Raw genomic sequence first — 20654 nt, forward strand, 5'->3', positions numbered from 1 at the left:
AGAGTCGCAAATTTATCAATTGAACGCCAGTCTCATCGATCGTATTTTGGGCGAAATTACCTGAGGCGCTCATGAAAAAAATACTCACACTTGCATTCCCTTTGATCATTTCACAGCTGATCTCCATGGCGTTAGTCCTTACTGATGTTTGGATGATGTCGCGTATCAGTGTGTCAGCCCTTGCGGCTGGTGGCTTAGGAGCCTCTATCTACTTTTTCATCTTCATTATTGCGAGCAGCACCGTGGGTTGTGTCGCGAACTTGATTGCGATCGCTTATGGTCAGCGAGTAGCTCGCCCTGAGTTTGGTAATACTCAAATCAGATTGGCTGTGAAAGGCGCAACTATGTTGGCATTGGTGCTCAGTGTGACCTTAATGGCCAGCTTCTGGTTTGCTCCGTTGGTATTAGAAGCAGCCAAACAGCCGCCAGAAGTGATCACTTTAGCCATGGAATATGTACACGCCTTGAAATGGGTGATGTTGCCTTCGCTTATCTTATTGGTGCTTCGCGGCTTAACCAGCGCGTTTGGCAATGTGCGTTCTATTCTTGTGATGTCGATTATCACCGTAATTCTGAATGTGCCAGTCAGCTACTTCTTAACCTTCCAATTAGACATGGGCTTAACGGGTTTAGGGCTAGGTACGGCTATCGCGGCATTTATCGTGATGGTTGGATACACAGTTTGGGTATTCAAACGTGACGAATTCAGGCAGTTCGCCCCTTGGTTAAACACAGAAGAGTACTCAATTAAGTTGATGAGTCCGCTTTTAATGATGGGTTTACCTATCGGATTAGCAGCATTACTTGAACATGGCCTTATTTACGGTGGCACCTTGATGGCGGGCACGATCAGTATTGCTTCGCTAGCCTTACACCAAATTCTACTGCAATGCTTAAGCTTTACTTGGAACTTCAATTTCGGTTTCTCACAAGCTGCGGCGATTTTGGTGGGGCGTGATTTCGGTGCAGGAAACTACGAAGGTATCAAAAGAACCTCGATTCTCAGCTTTATCTTGGTGTCGGTGTTGAGCGTTGCGTTGTCTGCCGTGTTCATCATATGGCCGGAAATGATCGCGTCTATCTTTAAGCTGGACGATGGCACGGGTGCGATGACTTCACTATTGGCTTCTGTTATCTGGGTAGTGGCGTTGTGCTTTATTGTTGATGCTTGGCAACTACTGGCGATTAACTTGTTGAGAGGGATGAAGATTGTCTCCATGCCAACCGTGATGACTGCTATCGGATACTGGGTATTTGGCCTACCTGCTGCTTGGTATTTGATGCCAAAATTTGAATTGGCAGGGATCTGGGGTGGAATCGGCGTTGGTTTGGGCGTGACAGGTATTCTGCTGCTTATCCAATTGATGCGTGTCATTCAAAAGAACAACCAATCTCCAGATTTGTCGAATCATGCTTATACGTGATTTGCTAATGGCGCACTGAACACAAAGCCGCAGTCATGATAATGACAGCGGCTTTGTGTTATCTATTCAGATTCTCCCTTTTCTGAGGGAGATGGGAAGAATCAATATCAGGATTATGGGCAGCTATTTTCTACCAGACGACTTATTGCCAGACTACTTTCTACCAAACTATTTTCCACCAGAGAGCGCAGACTTCATCATGGTTTTGAATTGCTCTTTCTGTTCTTCAGTTAAAACATTATAAATGTTGTTCTTAAGACGCATCTCTTGCATCACCATCGACTTCTCGGTTGCTTGAACGGTGTCGATGATCTTTTCCATCTCGGCTTCATTGAAATCAGGTTGAGTCACAAGGCTGATCTGTTTCTTCTTGAGCTCGATCGCGCTATCCATGTCAATCTGTGTTCTATCAGATTGGTAGCCTTCAACAAGGGAGATGACTTCCGCGTGCTGCTCTTCGCTTAGGTTTAAAGAAGCAATAACCATTTGCAGTGGGCTCACTGCGGGTTGTGGCGGTTGTTGTGGTGATGAAGCACTCACAAACGGAGCGGTAACGAGTAGAGCTGAAGCAGTTAATACACAAAGCGACTTTTTCAGTGATTTCATTGAATTTCTCCTGTTAGTGGAAACATGAGTATAGATGGCGAAGCTGAACTCGATATGAACACGCTGTTCAGTTAAGTGTGCTCAGCGATTTACGTTCACTTAAATTCGTTCAGATAAGTACCTTCAAGTAAGTAGAGAGTGGGTTAGACCTTGGTCTTACAGAAACCTACGGCAAAGGTGACTAGAATGATTTGAGTTGCTCACCGTTTTATCAAGGAATACACAAATGGAAGTTGGATTGTTCTGGGCTGAAAAAGGAATGTTAGTGCTTGGCGCACTGTTTGTTTTGACGAGCATGATGCAGTACGGAAGACGCAGTAGTGATTGGAAAGGCGTGATTACGATGTTTTATAAGCGCATCCCAATGAATATCGCAGAATACAAATGGTATCGTTTGGGTATCGCTTTATTGGTGTTTGCTGTGGTTATACGTTTCGCATTACTGATCCTATGGCCTTCATACCAGTTCTAGTTCTTCACACTACGTCTCTTATCATGGCTACATAAAGCCGATAAATGAATGAGCAAACCAAGCCTTAATAAACTCACTTATTAAGGCTGCCATTTCATAAACTAGCGCTGTTGTTCCATAAAAAAGTGCTATTACTCTATAATGATGAACGGTTATTACCTTTGTAGCATATTGTTTTTCATGAAGAATAATGCCAGATAATAGCTCACCTGCTTGTTCCATCATTCTTACTAATAATCTACACATAAATTCATTCACCCCGTACCTGATACTATAATGTTCTGTTACACTCGTTCGAATTAGCTTTAATTTGTCAGTGGTGCATTTATGTCGTTCCCAGTTCTTATATGTGATGATTCTGCGTTAGCAAGGAAGCAGATGGCTCGATCACTGCCTAGTTCTCTAAATGCAGATATAACTTTTGCTGTTCATGGGCTTAATGCACTTGAAGAGTTAGCTCAAAACCAATTTAAATTGATGTTCCTCGACCTCACCATGCCGGAATTAGACGGCTATGGTACATTGGAAGAGATGCAACGTTTGGGTGATACCACGCCTGTTGTGGTTGTTTCGGGTGACATACAACCAAAAGCACAACAGAAGGTGCTGGATCTCGGCGCCAAAGCGTTTTTACAAAAGCCAATTGATAAAGAAGCGCTAAAAGCTATTTTACGTGAGCATGTTGAGCCGCCAAAACAGCCTCAGATCATTACTCCAACCGCTTTAGAACTGCCAATACTTCGCAGACGTGATATCTATATGGAAGTGGCGAACGTTGCGATAGGCCGTGCCGCTGATGCACTGGCTCGTCACTTTAATGTATTTGTTCATTTACCGCTGCCGAACGTCAACATCTTCGAAGTGAGTGAATTGCACATGGCACTTCGTGACCTAGCCGACAACGACCAAGTGTCGGGTGTTTGCCAAGGTTTTAGCGGAGAAGGCATTGCAGGCGAAGCATTAGTCTTGTTGAGTGATTCTAGTGTGAGCGATCTTAAGAAGCTCATGAAGGTGCCAACAGAAAGCGAGCAGCTAGAAGAATTAGAGTTGCTGATGGATGTGTCTAACATCTTAGTCGGCTCATTCTTGAATGGGTTAGGGGAGCAGTCAGAAGTTCGTTTCTTCCAGAGTTCGCCTGTTCTGCTTGGGCAACACATCTCGATTGATTCGGTGATTGAGAATACCAGTGGCTCGTTCAAAAAGACCATGACGTTCGAAGTCAGCTATAACATAGACGGCACTTCTATCCGTTGTGACCTTCTGTTTATGTTCGTTGATGAGTCTCTGCCTCTTCTAGACAACAAATTGGCCTACCTAATGGAGGAGTTTTAATATGCTGAATCTTCCTGCTGAATTTGAACAGTTCCACTGGATGGTGGACATGGTTCAAAACGTCGATATGGGGCTGGTGGTCATTAACCGTGACTTTCAGGTACAAGTTTGGAATGGCTTTATGACGCACCATAGCGGTAAGCAATCGCATGATGCGATCGGTAAGTCTATCTTTGAACTGTTCCCTGAGATCCCAGAAGAGTGGTTTAGGCTGAAAACCAAGCCAGTCTATGACCTAGGCTGCCGCAGCTTCATTACATGGCAACAAAGGCCTTATCTGTTTAAGTGCCGCAATGTTCGCCCTGTAACTCAACAAGCCGATTTCATGTATCAGAACGTGACGCTAAACCCAATGCGCTCACCAACAGGGCAAGTCAACTCATTGTTCTTGTCTATTCAAGATGCGACTGCAGAAGCGTTAGTCTCTCAAAAGAACTAGATCGCTCTATTCGCCAAACAACGCATTCCTGTACGCGCATTAGCATCAGTCTGATCAGCGAATAAAAATGGCTAAGGTTAATCACCTTAGCCATTTTTTTTGCTTTCTATTCTTCAGATCTTGTCTTTCCCCCGGTTTTTCACGTCAACCAATCCTCTTTTACTAAGCGCCTTTGCAGAGTCTTCTAGGTTAAATGAACGAAAGGGCAGCCACGAAACGTGCTTTTGGAACGGTAATGCTATGGGTGAATAGAAATTGGATTTATAAAGTCCAAGCTTGAAAGCTTCATTTAATGGAGTGCGAGGGCTCGACTCTCAAACCCAAGTGAATATTGGTCTCTAGATTGAGTCCTTTTCACTCTACTTTTCTAAGTGACCGCAAAACAGAAACGTCACGAGATTGGCCAATTTGGTCAAAAACAGATAAAAATTGGGAAATAATCGAATTTATTTAAGAAAAAAGGCATTTTTTTGTTGGAGAAAAGTGTGGTTTTTATGTGATTTCGAGACACTTTCTTCACATGTTTGCATTATGAGGACGATATTGCGTGAAATATGAAGGAAAACGATTGCGCAATAAACCAACAGCGTTTGCGCGAATGGTTCGCTAAGTTATTAATTAATAAGAATTTAGTTGGGAAGTGTAACTGAGAGAGTTTTAGCGGATATGGAATCTTTGAGAGGATAGCATAAAAAAAAGTGAAATATCAGACTTGCTGTTACTAAATCACGACCTATAATGCTGAAAACCGGAGCGTCTGCCAACGCTCCGGTTTTTTTGTGTCCGAAGAAAAGTAAACTCGTCTGCCAACGGTTTTACTACGCATTTCGCGAGAGACACATAATTTTATGAATCAAGGAAAACACCATGCGTATCGAACAAGAACTTAAGTTAGGTTTCAAAGATGTACTCTTCCGTCCGAAGCGTTCTACCCTTAAAAGCCGTTCTCAAGTTGAATTAACCCGCGATTTTACATTCAAGCATAGCGGTCGTCAATGGTCTGGTACTCCAGTAATTGCAGCGAACATGGATTCGGTAGCAAGCTTTGAAATGGCAGCTGCTCTAGCAGAGCACGGTGTTATGACTGCAGTACACAAGCACTACACAGTAGAGCAGTGGGCTGAGTTCGCTAAAACAGCAGACAAGAAAACACTGAACAACGTATTTGTATCAACGGGTACATCTGAAGCTGAGTTCGAGAAAGTTAAGAAGATCATGGCTCTTAGCGAAGAGTTTGTATTCATCTGTATCGATATCGCTAACGGCTACTCAGAGCACCTAGTTGAGTTCGTACAAAAAGTACGTGCAGAATTTCCGACTAAAGTTATCTCTGCGGGTAACGTTGTAACGGGTGACATGGTTGAAGAGCTAATTCTTGCTGGCGCAGACATTGTTAAGGTTGGTATCGGCCCTGGTTCTGTTTGTACTACACGTGTTAAAACAGGCGTAGGTTACCCTCAACTTTCTGCAATCATCGAGTGTGGCGACGCAGCACACGGCCTTGGCGGCATGATCATCGGTGACGGTGGCTGTTCATGTGCGGGTGACGTATCTAAAGCGTTCGGCGGCGGTGCTGACTTCGTAATGCTAGGCGGCATGCTAGCAGGTCACTCTGAGTCAGGCGGCGAAGTTGTAGAGCAAGACGGTAAGCAATACATGAAGTTCTACGGCATGTCTTCACAGTCGGCTATGGACAAGCACTCAGGTGGTGTTGCTAAGTACCGTGCTGCAGAAGGTAAAACTGTTTTACTTCCGTTCCGTGGTTCAGTTCACAACACGATTTCTGACATCCTTGGTGGTGTACGTTCAACTTGTACATACGTAGGCGCAGCAAAGCTTAAAGAGCTAACTAAGCGTACGACTTTCATCCGAGTACAAGAGCAAGAGAACAACGTATTCGGTCGCGAATAACGTTTAAAACACTTGTTTAAAATTTTAAGAATTGAGCCACTTTAGAGTGGCTCTTTTTTTACCTGAAATTTGGCAAGTGGCGACAAAGTGGCGACAGCCGAGCAAAAAATTTTGTGGCGACAGGTTACAGGTTAGAAAGAGGGTTATGGATAATTGCTTCAGATAGGTGATCAGGTGCGAAATGGGCATAGCGCATTGTCATACTGATATCGGCGTGGCCTAGAATGTCCCTTAGCACTAAAATATTGCCGCCATTCATCATAAAGTGACTTGCGAACGAATGACGCAAAACATGAGAAGCTTGCCCTGAGGGTAGGGTGATGCCCAGTTTATTCTTTAATATGTAGCAGAAAGGTGTATAGCACTCTTCAAATAGCTTTCCTGATGTTGGTTTGTATATCTCGTTGTAAAGCCGTTCAGAGATGGGTACAGAGCGATTCTTCTTAGTCTTGGTATTGGTGAACGTAACCTTATATTTGCTTAACTGAGCGCCTTTCAGCTGAGCTGCTTCATTCCAGCGAGCTCCAGTGGCGAGACATAGCTTCACTATTTTCTGCATATCTGTTCGGCTGTGTTTAGACACATGCTCAAGTAACAAAGTAATGTGCTCTTTATGAAGAAAAGACATAGTGCGTTCGTGATCTTTAAATGGCTTCACTTCTTCCAAAGGGTTCGGTCCTTTCCACTCCCCAAGTTCTTTTAACTTGCTGAACATTGCTTTAAATCGAGCGAGTTCTGAATTTAGCGTTGCGATACTAGGCGTCCCTTTTTGCCAGCGCGCATCAACAAAGCTAATTTGTCCACTCATTCGGTTACTTCTGAATTCAGAGTATGTTTTTGCATTGAAAACTGTCGCTATAGGGTTACCCATCGCGTTGGCCATTCTTAGAAATTTACTATGAATGACATTGCCTTTGGTAAGGGTTGCACCATAGTGTGAGTACCAAAGCTCGATAAGTTGAGAAAGTCTGCGATGGTCCGGCTTGTCGCCCATCCAGGGCTTATCGTCAATTTCCTTCATCGTGTGAAGCTCAAAGGCTTTGGCTTCACCCTTAGTCGTGAATTTTTTACGAACACGCTTTCCCGCTCGCCCGTTTGGGTAACATTCGCAGATCCAAGGTTTGGTTGAGCCATCTTTTAAATTGCGGATAGACATAATAAAGCCTAAAATAACTGTATATAAAAACAGTATAATTCGAGCTAAAACGTAGAACAATGTTTTATATTGGGGGAATAGCACATGACTCGCACCCTAGTAAGAAACACGTTAGTACGTTGAAAAGTCGACAGTAGTAAACGGGCTTTCTATGTTTCAATCAATTCAAGTGACGGCTGGCTACAGCATTTTCAAAATCAACAGTGATGGCCCAATAGGGATAAATAATAAGAACCAAGGAATGATTGAAGCGCTTTTGAAGCTAGGTAATCGATTTAAGGCGCCATTTGGTGGGTTTATAGAAGCAGATAACGTGATCGGTTTGAAGTGGGTGAAACTGGTCGATATTAAGTATCTGTGCACCGATGATGAAGCCGAAACCATCGAGTACGTGATACAGAAAGACCACTATGTAGTGGGGACGTATCAAGACCGGAAGTTGTATATTTTATTGTTTGGTGGAGAACCAAAGCACCATCAGATCAAAGGCCTTGAACAAGATGGGAAAAACAATGTGTTTGGGTTGTTTTGATGAATAAAACATCTTACTGGCTAACAATTCTGCATGTATAAAATTACCTTAACCGTATAGTCAAAATATATTGCCACATGGGTTAAGCCTGGTATGATTGCCAGGCTTTTTATTAATAGTTGTGGTAATCATGGAAACAGGTGAAGTTCTTGTAATCGACTTATTCGCGGGGCCCGGAGGGCTTGGTGAAGGCGTGTCGTCAGTAGTACATGAAAATGGCAATAAGCCATTTCAAATTGGCGTATCAGTTGAAAAAGAACCATCTGCACACAAAACTCTTACTACTAGAGCTTTCTATAGAAAGATTCAAGATGCTGAAAACGGTCTAGCTAGCTATAACGCCTATCTAGATGGCGACTTATCACGCGAAGAGCTGTTTGAACGTTTCCCTCAGCAAGCAGAAGAAGCACAGCAAGAAACATTGCTTACCCCTCACGCATTGGGTGACGACAATAACGATATTCATGAACGTATTAGAGAGCTAACTGCTAATCACAATGGGCCGAAAGTTGTTATTGGTGGCCCACCTTGCCAAGCATACTCGTTAGCTGGCCGTTCACGTAATGCGGGTGTTGATGATTACGAAGCGAAAAAAGATCACCGCCACTTCCTATACAAAGAGTATTTAAAAGTCATCTCTATTGCTCAACCTGAAGTTTTCGTTATGGAGAACGTAAAAGGTATTCTCTCTGCAAAAATTGATGAAGAAGTAATGTTCCCTCGTATCTTGAAAGACCTACGAGCGCCAGGGCGAGTAACAAGAATTGCTACGCCTAGGTACAGAGTATTCTCATTAGTTGTTGATGCAGAAGACCCAACTAACCCTATGTATCAAGATGGCAAAAGTTTCCTGATTAAATCAGAGAACTATGGTGTTCCTCAAGCTCGTCACCGCGTTATCTTACTAGGCGTTCGCGCTGATGTTGAAGGTGTGCCAGGAACATTAAACCTCGGAGAAGAACAGACTACCGTAGAGCAAGTATTATCTGATTTACCTAAGCTAAGAAGTGGCTTTTCTAAGCGTAAAGATGAAACAAGAGAGTGGGAGAAAACCATTTCTAGAAATGGGACACATGCGAAGAGGGTGCTTAGACTGCTATTTCCAAGAGAAGAAGTAAATGCCTTAGACCTCAAACCGTTAAAAAAACTCCAACGAAGTGCCACTCAGCCAGTTGACCAACCGGAGTTAATGCCGGAGCATTTAGTTCAATGGTATAGGAATAACGCACCAACGTGTGTACTAAACCATGAAACTCGCGGTCACATGGAAAGCGACTTACTTCGCTATGCGTTCAGTGCAGCGTATACTCAACTAAGTGGTGGAACTTCGCCTAAAGCGAGAGACTTCCCTGCGGCTTTAGCGCCTGCCCATGAAAATTGGGATTCTGGTTCACACGCCGATCGTTTCCGTACCCAAGCAGCAAACAGGCGTGCGACGACGGTCACTAGCCATATATCAAAAGATGGCCATTACTTTATTCACTACGATCCAAAGCAATGCCGAAGCTTAACAGTCCGAGAAGCAGCACGATTACAGACATTCCCAGACAACTATTTGTTTGAAGGAACTCGAACGCAGCAGTATGTGCAGGTAGGAAATGCTGTACCACCGTATTTGGCACAGCAGATTGGTAGGGTTGTTATGGAGTTACTTGAGCCAAATGACTAAATACACTTTCTTTCAGCAAAGTTATCAATATAATCGAGATGCCCCCCAAGTGGAGTTACTACGTCAGTTGTTGTTCCGTTTAATGTAATTGTTACACTACCAGCGCAACTATGATTTTTAGGTTGCCCTTTGCTTGGATAAATTCCGATTAAGTGGTCACTAGATAGATGCTGCTCATTTGGGCAACAGCTTTCTGATACCTGAGTACAGGCCAAATGCGCCCCGCAATTTGACTGCCTTACCCCAGCGATTACGTCTGGTATTGGATTGTTGTGCTTACGTCTAGAGTTAGAAAAAAGTATTAAGTCTGGTTCTACTAATTCACATAGCTCCTTCGAAAACCCTCGCGGATCTCCTGTTCCAGGTAATCCTCCGTGATGTGGGAAAATTAAGATTTTAGCATCAAGGCACTGTTGTTCGTTCTTTAAGAACTCTAAAGAGTCTCCATCCATATCCCCTGGTAGAAGGGCGATGTTCGATGAGTCATGAACAAGTCGCAATACTACAGACATAGAATTAGCATCAAGCATTCGGCCTTCCGGATCTTGCGTTCCTGCCCCAGTTAAGCAATCTACAGGGTTAGGAGCCAATATTTCTAGCTTATAATTATCATAAACAATATCGTCATCGTCGCGAGCTATTGAAGGTTTTAACCTAGTGTCTTGCGCGGATCTAGCGTATTGGATAGCCTGGATTATAGAGATCCAAACTTTCGTATTTCGCATCGGCTCAGAATTCATGTGTACACGGTGGACAACAATTTCATCACTCATTAAGAGAGATATAGCGCCTCCAATATGATCAGCATCGGCGTGTGATATTATCAAATCGTCTACAACCAAGGTGTTCTTATCAATGAGTATGTTCAATAAATCATTGCCTTGAGCTGCGTCAATAATAGTCATCGAAGTCTCTGACTTGATTAAGGTACAATTGCCATGGCCGATATCTAAGACAGTCAGATTAACAGAGGTCATCGATGTTAATCTCCTCAAATGATGGCATTGAATGAATATCGGTAATGAAGATATCCCTCGGGTCTATAGCTCCTATGTTTACGAAAGCAGAGACATGAGCTGTTTTTTGAGACTTGAGCTTTTCCCGGACTTCTTCAGGGATTAATTTAATTGGGAAGCGTATACCAGTATCTGCCCTCCAATTTGTCACTATCCCCTCAACAAGGTCTCCACTTTTATATGTTTGAAAATCATCTAGTCGAATTAGAGCTCTATGGGATTTTCTAGTAACGTCTTTCGCTGCGTTAAGTTCCCTCTCAGAAAAAGACAATAAATCATGGAATAATTGTGGTGTTTGGCTGCCGCGGCCAATAACGGCTGGAACTTTATCTCGGAACAACCTAATTGAAGAATCTGCATCTTCATCATAGAACTGAGTTATTAGTACAGATGGAATTTTCTGGTCATATAGAGAAGCAATTAGGTCTGCACCGAAGAAGCTAGCCATTTGCCCATTTTGTAGCCTATGGTCGGAAATGACGCCGTCTGCCCCAAAGCTCAAAATATCTTCAATTAGCTTTTCTTTATTGTTCCCATAACGACCAGTAATGATTTCAGGTTCAAAGCCTGCATCTTCAGCAAGAATAGCTAAACTCTCTCGTGAATCGAAATCATCATCGACTATTACAATTTTTTTCATAGTATTTCAAACTCAAAGTAAAATGACGCTCCACCTAAAGGACCATTCGCTTCAACGCGATGGTAACCTCCGAGGTCGGAAACTGAATCTTTAACAATAGTTAAACCAAAGCCAGTACCATTGGTATTAGTCGTAAACCCTGGTAACCAAATATCCTCTACACTTATATCTACAATGCCGGGACCATTGTCATGCACTGCTATAATTAACTTTTTATCAGTAACTGTTGATGAAATTTCTAATTTACGTTCTTCCACATAGAAGCCGTTGGTCTGAAACGCTCTCATGGAGTTTGTGAAACAGTTCGTAACGATAGCCTCCAATATACAATCTGAGCCATGGAGTCTTGCTCCGGTGGAGTCATCGATATCGCTCTTGATTTCAATGTACTCTCTCATCAGAAGGGGCCGAAAGTTTTCGATCAATTCATTTAAAGTATCATTGATGTGAATAACTCCATTACGCCTTTTGCTTTTCTTTAATAAATTGAGTTGTAGCTTTGCGAAGTGACTCAAACGATCTAAGTAGCCAAAAATATTGGTTGTTCGTCGTTCATATTTTTTAAAAGTACTCTGATCACAGTTATCTTGAACTAACTTGTTCGCACTATTTAGAATCAATGGTATTTCGTCCAAAGGTTTAGATACCTCGTGAGAAAACACCGCTGTAGTGGTGCCTGCTGTTGCAAGAGAGCGGTATAGCTTAAGGTCTTCCTTTAAATGCTGAGTGTGCTTTTTGGTGGCAGTATTAGCTGCCCTTAAAGCAACTTTAACAGCAGCCTGCGTAGCTCGATCTTTTATGCGGCTGATCGCGTTATCTAACTGCTTAGACTTATCTTTTACGTCTAGTGCATCTTTGGTTTGCTCTGCTTTCTTCTTCTTTTCTACTTGACCTGTTCTCTTTCTCCCATACCAACTCAATGCATCGGTGACAAATCTTTTTAATTCGCGAAATTCGTCATCTTCAATGAAGCCCATACGGTCAGTTTTCTGTTGAAGTCTTTTTTGAGGGTCTGTTACTTCGACCTTACCTATAGATGTATTGGTCGAAGGTCGAATAGGTTGGTTTACACGAGCTAAGTTCATATCCAACCAGTCGGAGCCTTGATCCCCATAGGGGTGTACTCTAAATTTATTGTGATAAATATGAACACCACCAACAGCCTTTAGCCAGTCTCTAACTTGCTTTACATTGATGTTCTTTGTAGTAAAAGACTTATTTTCAAGTTGGAAGATAGATAGTTCAAAAGAGGCTGAAGGGGCGTTGTAGATAGGGTTGATATCTTTTTTACTGGAAAACCAATCTGAATTTGAAATTTCCCACTCGAGATCTCCTTTCCAATCCAACACCTGAGCCGAGGCGGAACCATCATCATGAAGTGTTGCTGTTAGAGTGTACTCAGCCTCTTCTAAATAGCCTTTATTGACGAGCTTTTCGAGGTCGGGGTAATCTTCACATTCGAACTTTAAAGTGAAATCGTTTGTGTTCCCAAATGGATTCGAAAGTAGCATTAAGCTTCTAGCTAGTCGTTCAATTTCTAGTCTAGTAATTTTTTTATGTAGGCAGTGGATACCGATAGTTGTCCCCTTAGCCCATTCAACAGTAGGAGGAACTATAGATTTCTCTATTTCGATGCTCACTTCATCAACGGTAGATTTGTTGTCGAATTGATCCCATACGATATTACTAGAGTAAGCTATTTCGGGTTCAGATTCAGGGTGAGATAAAAGGGTAGTAAGGTGTCCCATTCTTAGTGCTGCGAGACGCCCAAGCCCTTTATCGCCGACTTGAGTTCTTCCCTTTTTAGTTATTTCCGCGCCTCTCTTTGTTGAGCTGCCTAATACAAGCCAGCCATTAGCTATCATGGCTTCATTCATTCCAGAGCCATTATCACATATTGTAATTCTGCCGCCTGGTTTGGTAATTTCTGATAAGGTAACCGTACATTCAGTAGCATCTGCATCATAAGAGTTCCTTACTAGCTCTATAATACCCTGATCGAAGTTGGGTAGAAGCTCTTCCCCAAGCCTTGCTAGAATAGATGGAGCAAATTTCAGATTATGTTGGCTCATCACTTCTTCTCCATCACCAACGCAACTCTACCCACAACCCTTACTTCATCTTCTTCGACTGTTAGAGTCGAGCCATTAAAGCTGATCGCTAGTTTCTTACCTGGTAAACGCTGAATATCGTTTAGTGAGAGTAGGCCGTCCATATCCACGAGGTAAGTGCCGCTTACTGCTTGGTGAACTTCTTTATCGACAATGAATGTAGTCCCATCGTGCTCGATGCCCATTACATTCAGAACCCCAAGTTTGTCTAAGTAGCTCTTATCAAAAGCTAGCGTTTCATTTCCCACAAGCTTTCCATTAGTCAGAGTGAAGTAATCGACATCAAAAAGTGTCTTAGCTTCATTTTTTTTAGACGTATGCTCTTGGACTACTTGATCCGGGAAAGCTTCGCCTTCTCCTAAAGCCAGATATTTGATTGATGCGCCAGTCTTCAAATGAAGTCTCAAAATCACTTCAAAGGGAGTTAACTCTCGCTGGTGCCACGTAGATATCGTCCCTTTTGAAATGCCAAGCACGTCTCCAAGGGACTTGAAGTCTCTCGTTTTCGTGACTTCCTTCATCCTTTCTGTAACTTCTCGGCCACCAATGTAGTCAAAAGGTGGTATTTGCTCTTGTAATTCACTCATAAGAAGACTATATTTTCACTCAAATGATGACTGGACAGTGCGGGGTGCGACCCTATTGTCCGAAATGAAACACTCAATAACACAACAGGATATCACTATGCTCTCATATCAAGTAGTCCTAAATACGCCTTTCATGACGTACGACCAATACTCTCAGTTCTCTGGAATGCCTAAGCGCACCATCATGGATTGGGTAGCCGATGGCCGCTTACCTATTAAAACTAAAGCAAAAGGTAAAGAAACCCCTCTCATCAATATGATCGCCTTAGTTGAAATGGCGACTCGTGAAGCCATGGAAAAGTTGGGGTAGGCCGTCATGCGTTTATCTTCCCTAATTCCAACCAAAGAGTATTGCCCCTTATGGCTCAATGCTCTTGGTTGGGGCTTCGTTTTCGTCCCGTTTGTCCTCAATTGAGTATTGGTTATGAACGAAATTGACTCAATGTGCGAATTCCGTAGCTCTAAACAAAAGGCATTTAACGAAGCGTGTTGTGCATTTGCGAACTCGGAGAACATGACCAGGTTAGCAAAGGCCGTGGATATGAATGCCACAATGCTGCGTAACAAGCTCAACCCAGAGCAGCCGCACATACTTACCTGTGTAGAACTTGTGATGATCACCAAGGCGAGTGGCAACTTCACCATTCTTAATAGCCTTTTGCTTGGCCTCGGTGTGGTGACCGCACAGATCCCCAATGATGCGTGTGAAGAAACCTTCATTAAGCGCGCATTAGAAAACGCGATGCACTCTGGTGACTTGTCTCGTATGGCTTTAGAACATGCAGGACAAGATCGCCTTAGTCGCACGAATAAACACATCATTATCCAAAAGGCACAGGCGGGTATTAGCAACCTTGTGCTTCTTATCAACGATATAGAAAGCCGCACAAAAGGCGTTTCCCCATTCTTAGCTATGAGTGTGGATTTGGTCGCTAATGGTTCGGCTATTCCCGGCTTAAGTTAGAGGAAAATAGTATGTCAGTTGCAACAGTCGAACATTCAAACCTAGATGTACCACCGCTAGAAAATCCATGCCCTGATTTGCCTTGTTGGTCTTTGAACCGTGAGCAAAAAGAACGTGGCCTTTCAGCATTACAGCGCACGCGAAGAGAACTTGGTGAGCGCAAACTAAAGCCGCTTCGCTCAAAGCGTGAAGAGTTACAAGCTCAGTTTTCCAAGAGTGATTGCCGCGCTGAACAAATGCGCCTTTCACGGGAAATTAACCGAATTGATGCCAACGCACAGGATGTACTTTCGCGCTGGTCATAACCCAGTTACACCCAAGCAGACCTAGCCACTAGGCGTTATGCCTACACCCTTTATCCCTCTTTGATTTAAAGAGGGAGGGTTTTTTATATCCAAAATTTGAGGAAATGATGATGAGCAATATTGAGGAACACCTATTTAGTCAGTCTTTTAACCAAATCGCTGAGCGCTTTAACTCAAGCAATCAAGAGCAGCAACACCAAGTTTTGATTCAGCTCGATGCTATCGCGAAGAAGCAAGAGCCTATCGCTACCCACCGCCCTCAAGAAGAAGTCTTAGCCGATATCAAAGAAGCAATGGAAAGCGATCGAGCTCGTGTGTTCTTTGGTTATTCATTTCCAAGCTGGTACCGCAACGGTTCGATTGAACAAGTTTCACAGCTTCACCATTGGGCGAACTTAGATATGAGCAACCGCCACTTGTTTCTCGAAATGCTTGGCCTCCGTGACTTAGGCCACTTTGATGATGAAGCGTTATATCAATTCGAGCAGTTTTGTTTATCGGCAGTGGGGGCGTAGGCATGAAATTACATGAAGTAAAAACCCAATCAGAGTTTTTCAACGAGGTTCGTTTAGGCCGTAAAACGGCTGAAATTCGAGTCAATGATCGTAATTATCAAGCCAACGATGTGTTGATACAGCATGAAGTAGACAGCGAAGGCCATAAAACGGGTGCGTCCCTGGTTCATGAGATTACTCATGTGTTGCAGGGCGGTAAGTTTGGTTTAAGCAAAGAGGTGTGCGTTCTTTCTCTTTCAAATTCATCTCATTTAAACAGTGTGATTTTGATGGGGCATTTACGAGACCGTTTAGTGGAAGCTGCCGACTGCATGGAAGCGGGCATTGATGTGGTTCGAGAGGCTGGACTCACAACCGCAGACCTACAAAGGCAGATTCAAGACTCACGTTATTTTGCTACAGAGGCAACGACTCTACTTAAAAAGTTAGGGGAGGAGGCAGCATGAGCACTATCTCTGTTTATCAGAAAGACTTGAACCACGCATTGCGTTCAGAAGGGTTTACTACTCGCAAGATTGAACAGTTCATGCGTGTTTTCAATATCACAGAAACTAGTCAAGGCGATGTGCTGAGCTTGGATTCTACGCGAGCACTACTTGTGAATGTTAACGGTACTGAACAAGGACTCTGCTTGGAAGATTTCATTACCGCTTGGTGGGCGTTTTGGATTGTGGTTTACAACACGGCTTCTGACCGAGATATCGCAAATCAAGCTTTAGGTGCCGTTCGTGCGCTGTTCTTTGTGTCGGCTTGTAATAAATCCACTTCTCAAACTACTCAAATGCAAATGTGGTGGCGTGATATGGCCGATGAGCATGGCTACCCAACTGTGGAGGCTTGCTGATGTTGAGTTATGTAGCAGTTGCCCTGAATAGCGGTGGTGGCGTTGTTCGCCATGACGAAACCAATGAAGTGAAGAACGTCTTGCTGGGTGAGTTTGACTCACCAGAGCCAGCGATTGATACGGCTTGCGAACTGTTCAACTGCCAGCACGTTTTGAACGGGGTGATTATCAAAGGTAACCACACCGGTGGCCACATGATCATTGATACACAGGAGTTAGCAGGGTTATGAGCGAAGCATTGAAAGTTGCGGCTGAAGCACCTGATTATATTGAAACCCTATTAATAGAAATGCTCGAAGGTGATCACCCTGATAACGAAGTGTTATTAGGTACTTTATTGTCTGGTAATAGCACTATTCAAGTTCAGTTAAAGATTACCCGTAACCCCGAAGATTTCTTGGATGAGTGTTAATGAAATCAACCTACGCTTCCAAGAAAAACAGGCGCTCACTGCAGAAGGTTCAAACTTCTGGTGAACGCCTTATTTCGTGGTATCAAGATGTTGATATCAGCAGCATTGAATTTAATGAACAGCAACAAGAGCGATCACACGAAGCCTTCCTTGAATGGGTAGGTGGTGAACAAGCAGTTACCCCATTAGACAACTTGGCTTTGTCTTCTCGCCAGGTGTTCGATCGTGAGCCTGAAAACCTTTCTGTTGTTGAACGTAAGTTATATGAAGTAAACCCTGCAGACAAAGACTGGCTTTCTGAGCACTTTGCCGAACTCCCTCATTACCTAACTAAGTACTTCGCAAATCGCTATGTTTCGATTTTTAAGAAGCTAGGCCGCTTTGCTGCGAATACGTTCATTCGTGAAAAAATGGTACCCGCGCATAGGCGTGTTCTGTTGGTGTTAGAGCAATACAAACAACTTCCTACAACTTCTAAGGTTGCTTTGCTGAGTGATGCTGTCGACGACGATAGCAAGCCTCAGCAAAACAACTTTGAACAAGCGAACCAGCAAGCCTGTTTCGACTTCGAACAAGCCGAGAAAAATCGTAAACCTGTTAGAAGCAAAATCATTGCCGAGCTTGTTGAAGATGAACTTCGAGATATGGCATTTAAAATTGTGTCTATCTTGATTCGCTATCAAACGGCACTGACTCAGACAATTGAATGTGAAACCGAGAACGGTGAGAACATAGCGGCATTAATGGTTTATAAGCAGTGCGTTTCTTTGGTGCGTAGCTTTGGGGTAAAAACGCCAAGTGATGACAAGAAAATCACGCCTGAAAATATCATGTCGTTTATCTCTAAGTTGAGTTGTGAGAAGTGGTGGTTTAGACGCTTAAAGCGCATTCGCAAGATTATGCGTGAACACTTAGCCATTGCTATGGGGCAAGTATCGGCGAAGGCATCACCTTATGCTTCATGGGATTGCATTCAAGAACATAAAGTTCAGCAAAAGAAGAACTGGGATTTCATTCAGGGCCAGCTACTTAGAGAAGAGACCACTGGCGAAGAAGTTGAAATGGAAGACATGGTGTTGAAAAGCATGTCGAACCCTGCCATTCGTCGTCATGAATTAATGGTTCGTTGTCGTGGCTGTGAAGATATTGGCAACGAGCTTGGCCTACAAGGTTTGTTCTTAACGCTAACAACACCATCGAAATATCATAATAGTTATAAGAAAGGCGGCTTCATTCCACATTGGAACGGGGCGAGCCCACGTGAAGCACAAACCTATTTGAATAAGGTTTGGCAGCGCATTCGTGCCAAGTTAGGCCGTGATGAGATTCGTTGGTTTGGTATTCGCGTTGCTGAGCCACATCATGATGGTACCCCGCACTGGCATTTGCTGATTTGGGTTAAGCCTGAGCATGTGGCCAAGGTGCGTGACGTGTTTATTCGCTATGCGGTTGATGAAGACAAAGAAGAACTTTACCCGTTCTTCGATCGCAACGAAAAACGTGCAGCCAAAAAGCAGTCTATTCAAGGTCCATTCAATTATCAGCCTCGTTGTGACTTTGGGTATATCGACCCAGAAAAAGGCACAGCAACGGGTTACATCGCTAAGTACATTTCTAAAAATATTGACGGCTATGCCATGGGTGAAGAGGTTTCGAAAGAGACCGGGCAATCTGTGCAAGCGATGGCCAAAAACGTCAACGCCTGGAAGAGTCGTTGGGGTATTCGTCAATTCCAATTCTTTGGTGGGGCGCCGGTTACCACTTACCGTGAACTGCGCCGACTAGCTAGCCAAAACAAGAAAGCCTTTATGGAATACGTTTTTAAGCAAGAACGTGAAGAGCTAGCTTCTATTTACCTAATGTCGATGTACCGTTTGGTTGGTCCCTTTAAGCCTGCGCATGTCATGACGAATGCTGAATTAGTGGCTGTGATTGCTGAGAACTATGAGGCGAGGGCTGATACTGACCAAGTGAATGTCGCAGGAACAATGAAAGCGGCCGACCACGGTAACTGGCAAGGCTACATCATGGGGCAGGGTGGGCCATTCGTTAAGCGTGAGGATTTGTTGATCACTAACTCTTATGAAGTGCTGCCGTTTGCTTCTTCGCATGGCGAAGACGTTCGCAAGATAGAAGGCTTTGTTGCAGCAGGTGAGTTGGTTAAGACACGTCTTAAGACCTGGCAGATAGTAACAAAAACAGAAAAGAGCGATGAAGCTAAAGCGGGGGCTTTTGATCTTGCTCTTTCTGGAATCTCCGATTCCTCTCGGAGTTCTGTCAATAACTGTACGCTACCGCAGAAAGTACAGGTCAGCGATCAGCTTAAGCGATTATTAGAACCTTACTCAGTAGGTGGTGGGTTACCACCGAACATTGATGGTTTAGCTTTAATCGCGCTGCAACAAGGTAGCTCAATTCGAGTCGATGATGAAACGAGTATAAGAATCCGCCCTGCGGAGCATCTACCATGCGGCACGGTTCGCCCAGCCCAGCTCGTTGAAGAGTACCGACCCAAGCCAGACTTAAGCTGGTTAGATGATTTCAAGGCAAAACAACCTGGACCTTTAGCTGGAGAAGATGACGACTATGAATATGAACAGCCTAATTTGTCGTTCTTTCCTGAAACCGCTGAATGGCCGTTGATATGAAGCTCAAATTCGTTATCAGAATGAGGGGTGAATCTCGCTTCATAAAAACGCTGTATGAATATTTATAAAAGTACTGTATATTTATCCAGTCTTTTGGTTTGGAGTAGAGCTATGTCATTAAAACAACAGGACATATTTTTACAAGCGATGGAGTTCATTATAGATGCTGTAGCACTCAGCACTGAAGGTGAAAGCAGAGCTGATGTAGGTATTTATTTGATGGGTTTATTGGTTGCAGACCAAAGAGAAGAGTTGAAGCCTGAAAAGTTAGTCGCAATGAAGCAATTAATTGAGATGGCTGATGATGTTTATAGTTGAGAACCATAGTCATCTGGCTTAATTTCATTGATTTTAACATTATTAATCAGTATGATTATTTGTATATATAAATCAATGGGTTATGAGCAAAAATGTTTAAACAACCTCTTCTATTTTTGAGTCGAGCTGAGTCCAAAAACAAGCCATATCAGCGAATTAAGGTCGTTGAGGAGAGTGAGGATATTTTGGAGTTATGGGATACTAAGATTAGACCATACATCATTGATAATGAACCATTACGTTTAGATGCTCAATGGGATTGGCGTAAGAACTGGAAATTTGCGAATTGGTTGACGAGTAGAAGTCAACAGAACCTTAAAATTTACGCTAGTTACATTGAGTCTCAGCAAGGAACCCCCGTACTATATAGTTTAATGATAGCGGCTCAAAACTATCATAGCCTTAGTGATAGGAACGAGAAAGCAACTTTTATTTGGTGGCTAGCTAGGTCTCCTGAAAGTTTCTTGAAAAAGCATTCAGTTGATATCGACAACCTTCCTTTTTTAATTCCGATTAAAGTTGATACTGCCATTGTCGACAGCTTTAAAGTTGGTTGCAAGGGGCATATTGGCCTTCATGCTGACCCTAAGGGGAAGGACAGTTTGATTAGTTCGTATAAAAAAGCAGGTATGCTAAGATTAAACGAAAGGAAATTTATTAAAGGCATTAGGCGCAATGATGGCCGTTTCTTCTACAGTGATGCGCTGACTTCTCAAAGCCTTTTTTTGAAATATAACAGTTTGAGGTAGTAAT

25 protein-coding genes are annotated in these 20654 nt (G+C 43.2%); 18 read left to right on the top strand and 7 right to left on the bottom strand.

The features are described 5' to 3' along the window. Positions 1–71: 71 nt before the first annotated feature. Positions 72–1424: an MATE family efflux transporter gene (locus M4S28_RS20950; RefSeq protein ID WP_108155436.1), complete on the top strand. Its 1353-nt coding sequence runs from the start codon at positions 72–74 to the stop codon at positions 1422–1424. A 168-nt stretch (positions 1425–1592) separates the two neighbouring features. Here M4S28_RS20950 and M4S28_RS20955 read toward each other — a convergent pair whose 3' ends face one another. Beyond that, positions 1593–2030: a Spy/CpxP family protein refolding chaperone gene (locus M4S28_RS20955; protein WP_017087288.1), complete on the bottom strand. Its 438-nt coding sequence runs from the start codon at positions 2028–2030 to the stop codon at positions 1593–1595. A gap of 226 nt (positions 2031–2256) precedes the next feature. On the opposite strand from M4S28_RS20955, the gene M4S28_RS20960 reads away from it, so the two are divergent. Further along, complete coding sequence (locus tag M4S28_RS20960; RefSeq protein ID WP_029223306.1) at positions 2257–2502, top strand: hypothetical protein; 246 nt, start codon at positions 2257–2259, stop codon at positions 2500–2502. Positions 2503–2529: 27 nt separating this feature from the next. Here M4S28_RS20960 and M4S28_RS20965 read toward each other — a convergent pair whose 3' ends face one another. Next, complete coding sequence (locus M4S28_RS20965; protein WP_017067087.1) at positions 2530–2727, bottom strand: hypothetical protein; 198 nt, start codon at positions 2725–2727, stop codon at positions 2530–2532. Between the two features lie 102 nt (positions 2728–2829). On the opposite strand from M4S28_RS20965, the gene M4S28_RS20970 reads away from it, so the two are divergent. The 3 genes from M4S28_RS20970 to M4S28_RS20980 all read left to right on the top strand — a co-directional run bounded on the left by M4S28_RS20970 (position 2830) and on the right by M4S28_RS20980 (position 6184). Next, positions 2830–3834 (top strand): response regulator, encoded by a 1005-nt coding sequence (locus tag M4S28_RS20970; RefSeq protein ID WP_004731662.1) that lies wholly within the window; start codon positions 2830–2832, stop codon positions 3832–3834. Position 3835: 1 nt separating this feature from the next. Next, positions 3836–4273, top strand: coding sequence for a PAS domain-containing protein (locus M4S28_RS20975; protein ID WP_017081449.1), 438 nt, complete (start codon positions 3836–3838; stop codon positions 4271–4273). 867 nt (positions 4274–5140) lie between these two features. After that, positions 5141–6184: a GMP reductase gene (locus tag M4S28_RS20980; protein WP_017107827.1), complete on the top strand. Its 1044-nt coding sequence runs from the start codon at positions 5141–5143 to the stop codon at positions 6182–6184. A 124-nt stretch (positions 6185–6308) separates the two neighbouring features. Here the strand turns inward: M4S28_RS20980 and M4S28_RS20985 are convergent, their stop codons facing one another. Beyond that, positions 6309–7340, bottom strand: a complete 1032-nt coding sequence (locus M4S28_RS20985; RefSeq protein ID WP_249633733.1) for a phage integrase — start codon at positions 7338–7340, stop codon at positions 6309–6311. Between the two features lie 151 nt (positions 7341–7491). Here M4S28_RS20985 and M4S28_RS20990 point away from each other — a divergent pair, with 151 nt between their 5' ends. Further along, positions 7492–7872: a hypothetical protein gene (locus tag M4S28_RS20990; RefSeq protein WP_249633734.1), complete on the top strand. Its 381-nt coding sequence runs from the start codon at positions 7492–7494 to the stop codon at positions 7870–7872. Positions 7873–8002: 130 nt separating this feature from the next. Then, positions 8003–9541, top strand: coding sequence for a DNA cytosine methyltransferase (locus M4S28_RS20995; RefSeq protein WP_249633735.1), 1539 nt, complete (start codon positions 8003–8005; stop codon positions 9539–9541). Here the strand turns inward: M4S28_RS20995 and M4S28_RS21000 are convergent. The 4 genes from M4S28_RS21000 to M4S28_RS21015 are packed head-to-tail and all read right to left on the bottom strand — an operon-like array spanning position 9538 to position 13895. Next, a complete protein-coding gene (locus M4S28_RS21000; protein ID WP_249632747.1) occupies positions 9538–10446 on the bottom strand; it encodes an MBL fold metallo-hydrolase in 909 nt (302 codons plus the stop codon). The two genes, M4S28_RS20995 and M4S28_RS21000, sit on opposite strands and share 4 nt — an antisense overlap. Positions 10447–10504: 58 nt before the next feature. Further along, the gene (locus M4S28_RS21005) at positions 10505–11197 is read right to left on the bottom strand and encodes a DNA-binding transcriptional response regulator (RefSeq protein ID WP_108193665.1); all 693 of its coding nucleotides are present in this window, start codon (positions 11195–11197) and stop codon (positions 10505–10507) included. Further along, positions 11194–13269 carry a sensor histidine kinase gene (locus M4S28_RS21010; protein ID WP_249632748.1) on the bottom strand — a complete coding sequence of 692 codons (2076 nt, stop codon included), beginning with the start codon at positions 13267–13269 and terminating at the stop codon, positions 11194–11196. The genes M4S28_RS21005 and M4S28_RS21010 overlap by 4 nt, the downstream gene beginning before the upstream one ends. Then, positions 13269–13895, bottom strand: a complete 627-nt coding sequence (locus tag M4S28_RS21015; RefSeq protein WP_249632749.1) for a phage repressor protein CI — start codon at positions 13893–13895, stop codon at positions 13269–13271. Before M4S28_RS21015 ends, M4S28_RS21010 begins: the two co-directional genes overlap by 1 nt. Before the next feature lie 97 nt (positions 13896–13992). Between M4S28_RS21015 and M4S28_RS21020 the strand changes: the two genes are divergently transcribed. The 11 genes from M4S28_RS21020 (at position 13993) to M4S28_RS21070 (ending at position 20650) form a co-directional block, all read left to right on the top strand. After that, positions 13993–14205, top strand: coding sequence for a hypothetical protein (locus M4S28_RS21020; protein WP_004742462.1), 213 nt, complete (start codon positions 13993–13995; stop codon positions 14203–14205). 114 nt (positions 14206–14319) lie between these two features. Continuing rightward, positions 14320–14859 carry a phage regulatory CII family protein gene (locus tag M4S28_RS21025; RefSeq protein WP_249632750.1) on the top strand — a complete coding sequence of 180 codons (540 nt, stop codon included), beginning with the start codon at positions 14320–14322 and terminating at the stop codon, positions 14857–14859. Positions 14860–14870: 11 nt separating this feature from the next. After that, positions 14871–15164 carry a hypothetical protein gene (locus M4S28_RS21030; RefSeq protein WP_017079692.1) on the top strand — a complete coding sequence of 98 codons (294 nt, stop codon included), beginning with the start codon at positions 14871–14873 and terminating at the stop codon, positions 15162–15164. A gap of 110 nt (positions 15165–15274) precedes the next feature. Then, positions 15275–15679, top strand: a complete 405-nt coding sequence (locus M4S28_RS21035) for a hypothetical protein (RefSeq protein ID WP_137034050.1) — start codon at positions 15275–15277, stop codon at positions 15677–15679. Positions 15680–15681: 2 nt separating this feature from the next. Then, on the top strand, positions 15682–16125 hold the full coding sequence (locus M4S28_RS21040) for a DUF3850 domain-containing protein (RefSeq protein WP_249632751.1): 444 nt from the start codon (positions 15682–15684) through the stop codon (positions 16123–16125). Beyond that, on the top strand, positions 16122–16523 hold the full coding sequence (locus M4S28_RS21045) for a hypothetical protein (RefSeq protein WP_016788132.1): 402 nt from the start codon (positions 16122–16124) through the stop codon (positions 16521–16523). The genes M4S28_RS21040 and M4S28_RS21045 overlap by 4 nt, the downstream gene beginning before the upstream one ends. Continuing rightward, positions 16523–16753 (top strand): hypothetical protein, encoded by a 231-nt coding sequence (locus tag M4S28_RS21050; protein ID WP_249632752.1) that lies wholly within the window; start codon positions 16523–16525, stop codon positions 16751–16753. Before M4S28_RS21045 ends, M4S28_RS21050 begins: the two co-directional genes overlap by 1 nt. Beyond that, positions 16750–16935, top strand: coding sequence for a hypothetical protein (locus M4S28_RS21055; RefSeq protein ID WP_249632753.1), 186 nt, complete (start codon positions 16750–16752; stop codon positions 16933–16935). Before M4S28_RS21050 ends, M4S28_RS21055 begins: the two co-directional genes overlap by 4 nt. Continuing rightward, positions 16935–19583 (top strand): replication endonuclease, encoded by a 2649-nt coding sequence (locus M4S28_RS21060; protein ID WP_249632754.1) that lies wholly within the window; start codon positions 16935–16937, stop codon positions 19581–19583. The genes M4S28_RS21055 and M4S28_RS21060 overlap by 1 nt, the downstream gene beginning before the upstream one ends. A gap of 111 nt (positions 19584–19694) precedes the next feature. Then, positions 19695–19901, top strand: coding sequence for a hypothetical protein (locus M4S28_RS21065; RefSeq protein ID WP_249632755.1), 207 nt, complete (start codon positions 19695–19697; stop codon positions 19899–19901). A 92-nt stretch (positions 19902–19993) separates the two neighbouring features. Further along, the gene (locus tag M4S28_RS21070; protein WP_249632756.1) at positions 19994–20650 is read left to right on the top strand and encodes a hypothetical protein; all 657 of its coding nucleotides are present in this window, start codon (positions 19994–19996) and stop codon (positions 20648–20650) included. Positions 20651–20654 lie beyond the last annotated feature (4 nt).

The organism is Vibrio sp. J383 (assembly GCF_023503985.1).
GTDB classification, from domain to species: domain Bacteria; phylum Pseudomonadota; class Gammaproteobacteria; order Enterobacterales; family Vibrionaceae; genus Vibrio; species Vibrio splendidus.

What these genes read in the sequence shown, in the direction of transcription:
- M4S28_RS20950 (WP_108155436.1), top strand. Translation starts at nt 72, where the DNA reads ATGAAAAAAATACTCACACTTGCATTCCCTTTGATCATTTCACAGCTG.
- M4S28_RS20955 (WP_017087288.1), bottom strand. Translation starts at nt 2,030, where the DNA reads ATGAAATCACTGAAAAAGTCGCTTTGTGTATTAACTGCTTCAGCTCTA.
- M4S28_RS20960 (WP_029223306.1), top strand. Translation starts at nt 2,257, where the DNA reads ATGGAAGTTGGATTGTTCTGGGCTGAAAAAGGAATGTTAGTGCTTGGC.
- M4S28_RS20965 (WP_017067087.1), bottom strand. Translation starts at nt 2,727, where the DNA reads ATGATGGAACAAGCAGGTGAGCTATTATCTGGCATTATTCTTCATGAA.
- M4S28_RS20970 (WP_004731662.1), top strand. Translation starts at nt 2,830, where the DNA reads ATGTCGTTCCCAGTTCTTATATGTGATGATTCTGCGTTAGCAAGGAAG.
- M4S28_RS20975 (WP_017081449.1), top strand. Translation starts at nt 3,836, where the DNA reads ATGCTGAATCTTCCTGCTGAATTTGAACAGTTCCACTGGATGGTGGAC.
- M4S28_RS20980 (WP_017107827.1), top strand. Translation starts at nt 5,141, where the DNA reads ATGCGTATCGAACAAGAACTTAAGTTAGGTTTCAAAGATGTACTCTTC.
- M4S28_RS20985 (WP_249633733.1), bottom strand. Translation starts at nt 7,340, where the DNA reads ATGTCTATCCGCAATTTAAAAGATGGCTCAACCAAACCTTGGATCTGC.
- M4S28_RS20990 (WP_249633734.1), top strand. Translation starts at nt 7,492, where the DNA reads ATGTTTCAATCAATTCAAGTGACGGCTGGCTACAGCATTTTCAAAATC.
- M4S28_RS20995 (WP_249633735.1), top strand. Translation starts at nt 8,003, where the DNA reads ATGGAAACAGGTGAAGTTCTTGTAATCGACTTATTCGCGGGGCCCGGA.
- M4S28_RS21000 (WP_249632747.1), bottom strand. Translation starts at nt 10,446, where the DNA reads ATGACTATTATTGACGCAGCTCAAGGCAATGATTTATTGAACATACTC.
- M4S28_RS21005 (WP_108193665.1), bottom strand. Translation starts at nt 11,197, where the DNA reads ATGAAAAAAATTGTAATAGTCGATGATGATTTCGATTCACGAGAGAGT.
- M4S28_RS21010 (WP_249632748.1), bottom strand. Translation starts at nt 13,269, where the DNA reads ATGAGCCAACATAATCTGAAATTTGCTCCATCTATTCTAGCAAGGCTT.
- M4S28_RS21015 (WP_249632749.1), bottom strand. Translation starts at nt 13,895, where the DNA reads ATGAGTGAATTACAAGAGCAAATACCACCTTTTGACTACATTGGTGGC.
- M4S28_RS21020 (WP_004742462.1), top strand. Translation starts at nt 13,993, where the DNA reads ATGCTCTCATATCAAGTAGTCCTAAATACGCCTTTCATGACGTACGAC.
- M4S28_RS21025 (WP_249632750.1), top strand. Translation starts at nt 14,320, where the DNA reads ATGAACGAAATTGACTCAATGTGCGAATTCCGTAGCTCTAAACAAAAG.
- M4S28_RS21030 (WP_017079692.1), top strand. Translation starts at nt 14,871, where the DNA reads ATGTCAGTTGCAACAGTCGAACATTCAAACCTAGATGTACCACCGCTA.
- M4S28_RS21035 (WP_137034050.1), top strand. Translation starts at nt 15,275, where the DNA reads ATGAGCAATATTGAGGAACACCTATTTAGTCAGTCTTTTAACCAAATC.
- M4S28_RS21040 (WP_249632751.1), top strand. Translation starts at nt 15,682, where the DNA reads ATGAAATTACATGAAGTAAAAACCCAATCAGAGTTTTTCAACGAGGTT.
- M4S28_RS21045 (WP_016788132.1), top strand. Translation starts at nt 16,122, where the DNA reads ATGAGCACTATCTCTGTTTATCAGAAAGACTTGAACCACGCATTGCGT.
- M4S28_RS21050 (WP_249632752.1), top strand. Translation starts at nt 16,523, where the DNA reads ATGTTGAGTTATGTAGCAGTTGCCCTGAATAGCGGTGGTGGCGTTGTT.
- M4S28_RS21055 (WP_249632753.1), top strand. Translation starts at nt 16,750, where the DNA reads ATGAGCGAAGCATTGAAAGTTGCGGCTGAAGCACCTGATTATATTGAA.
- M4S28_RS21060 (WP_249632754.1), top strand. Translation starts at nt 16,935, where the DNA reads ATGAAATCAACCTACGCTTCCAAGAAAAACAGGCGCTCACTGCAGAAG.
- M4S28_RS21065 (WP_249632755.1), top strand. Translation starts at nt 19,695, where the DNA reads ATGTCATTAAAACAACAGGACATATTTTTACAAGCGATGGAGTTCATT.
- M4S28_RS21070 (WP_249632756.1), top strand. Translation starts at nt 19,994, where the DNA reads ATGTTTAAACAACCTCTTCTATTTTTGAGTCGAGCTGAGTCCAAAAAC.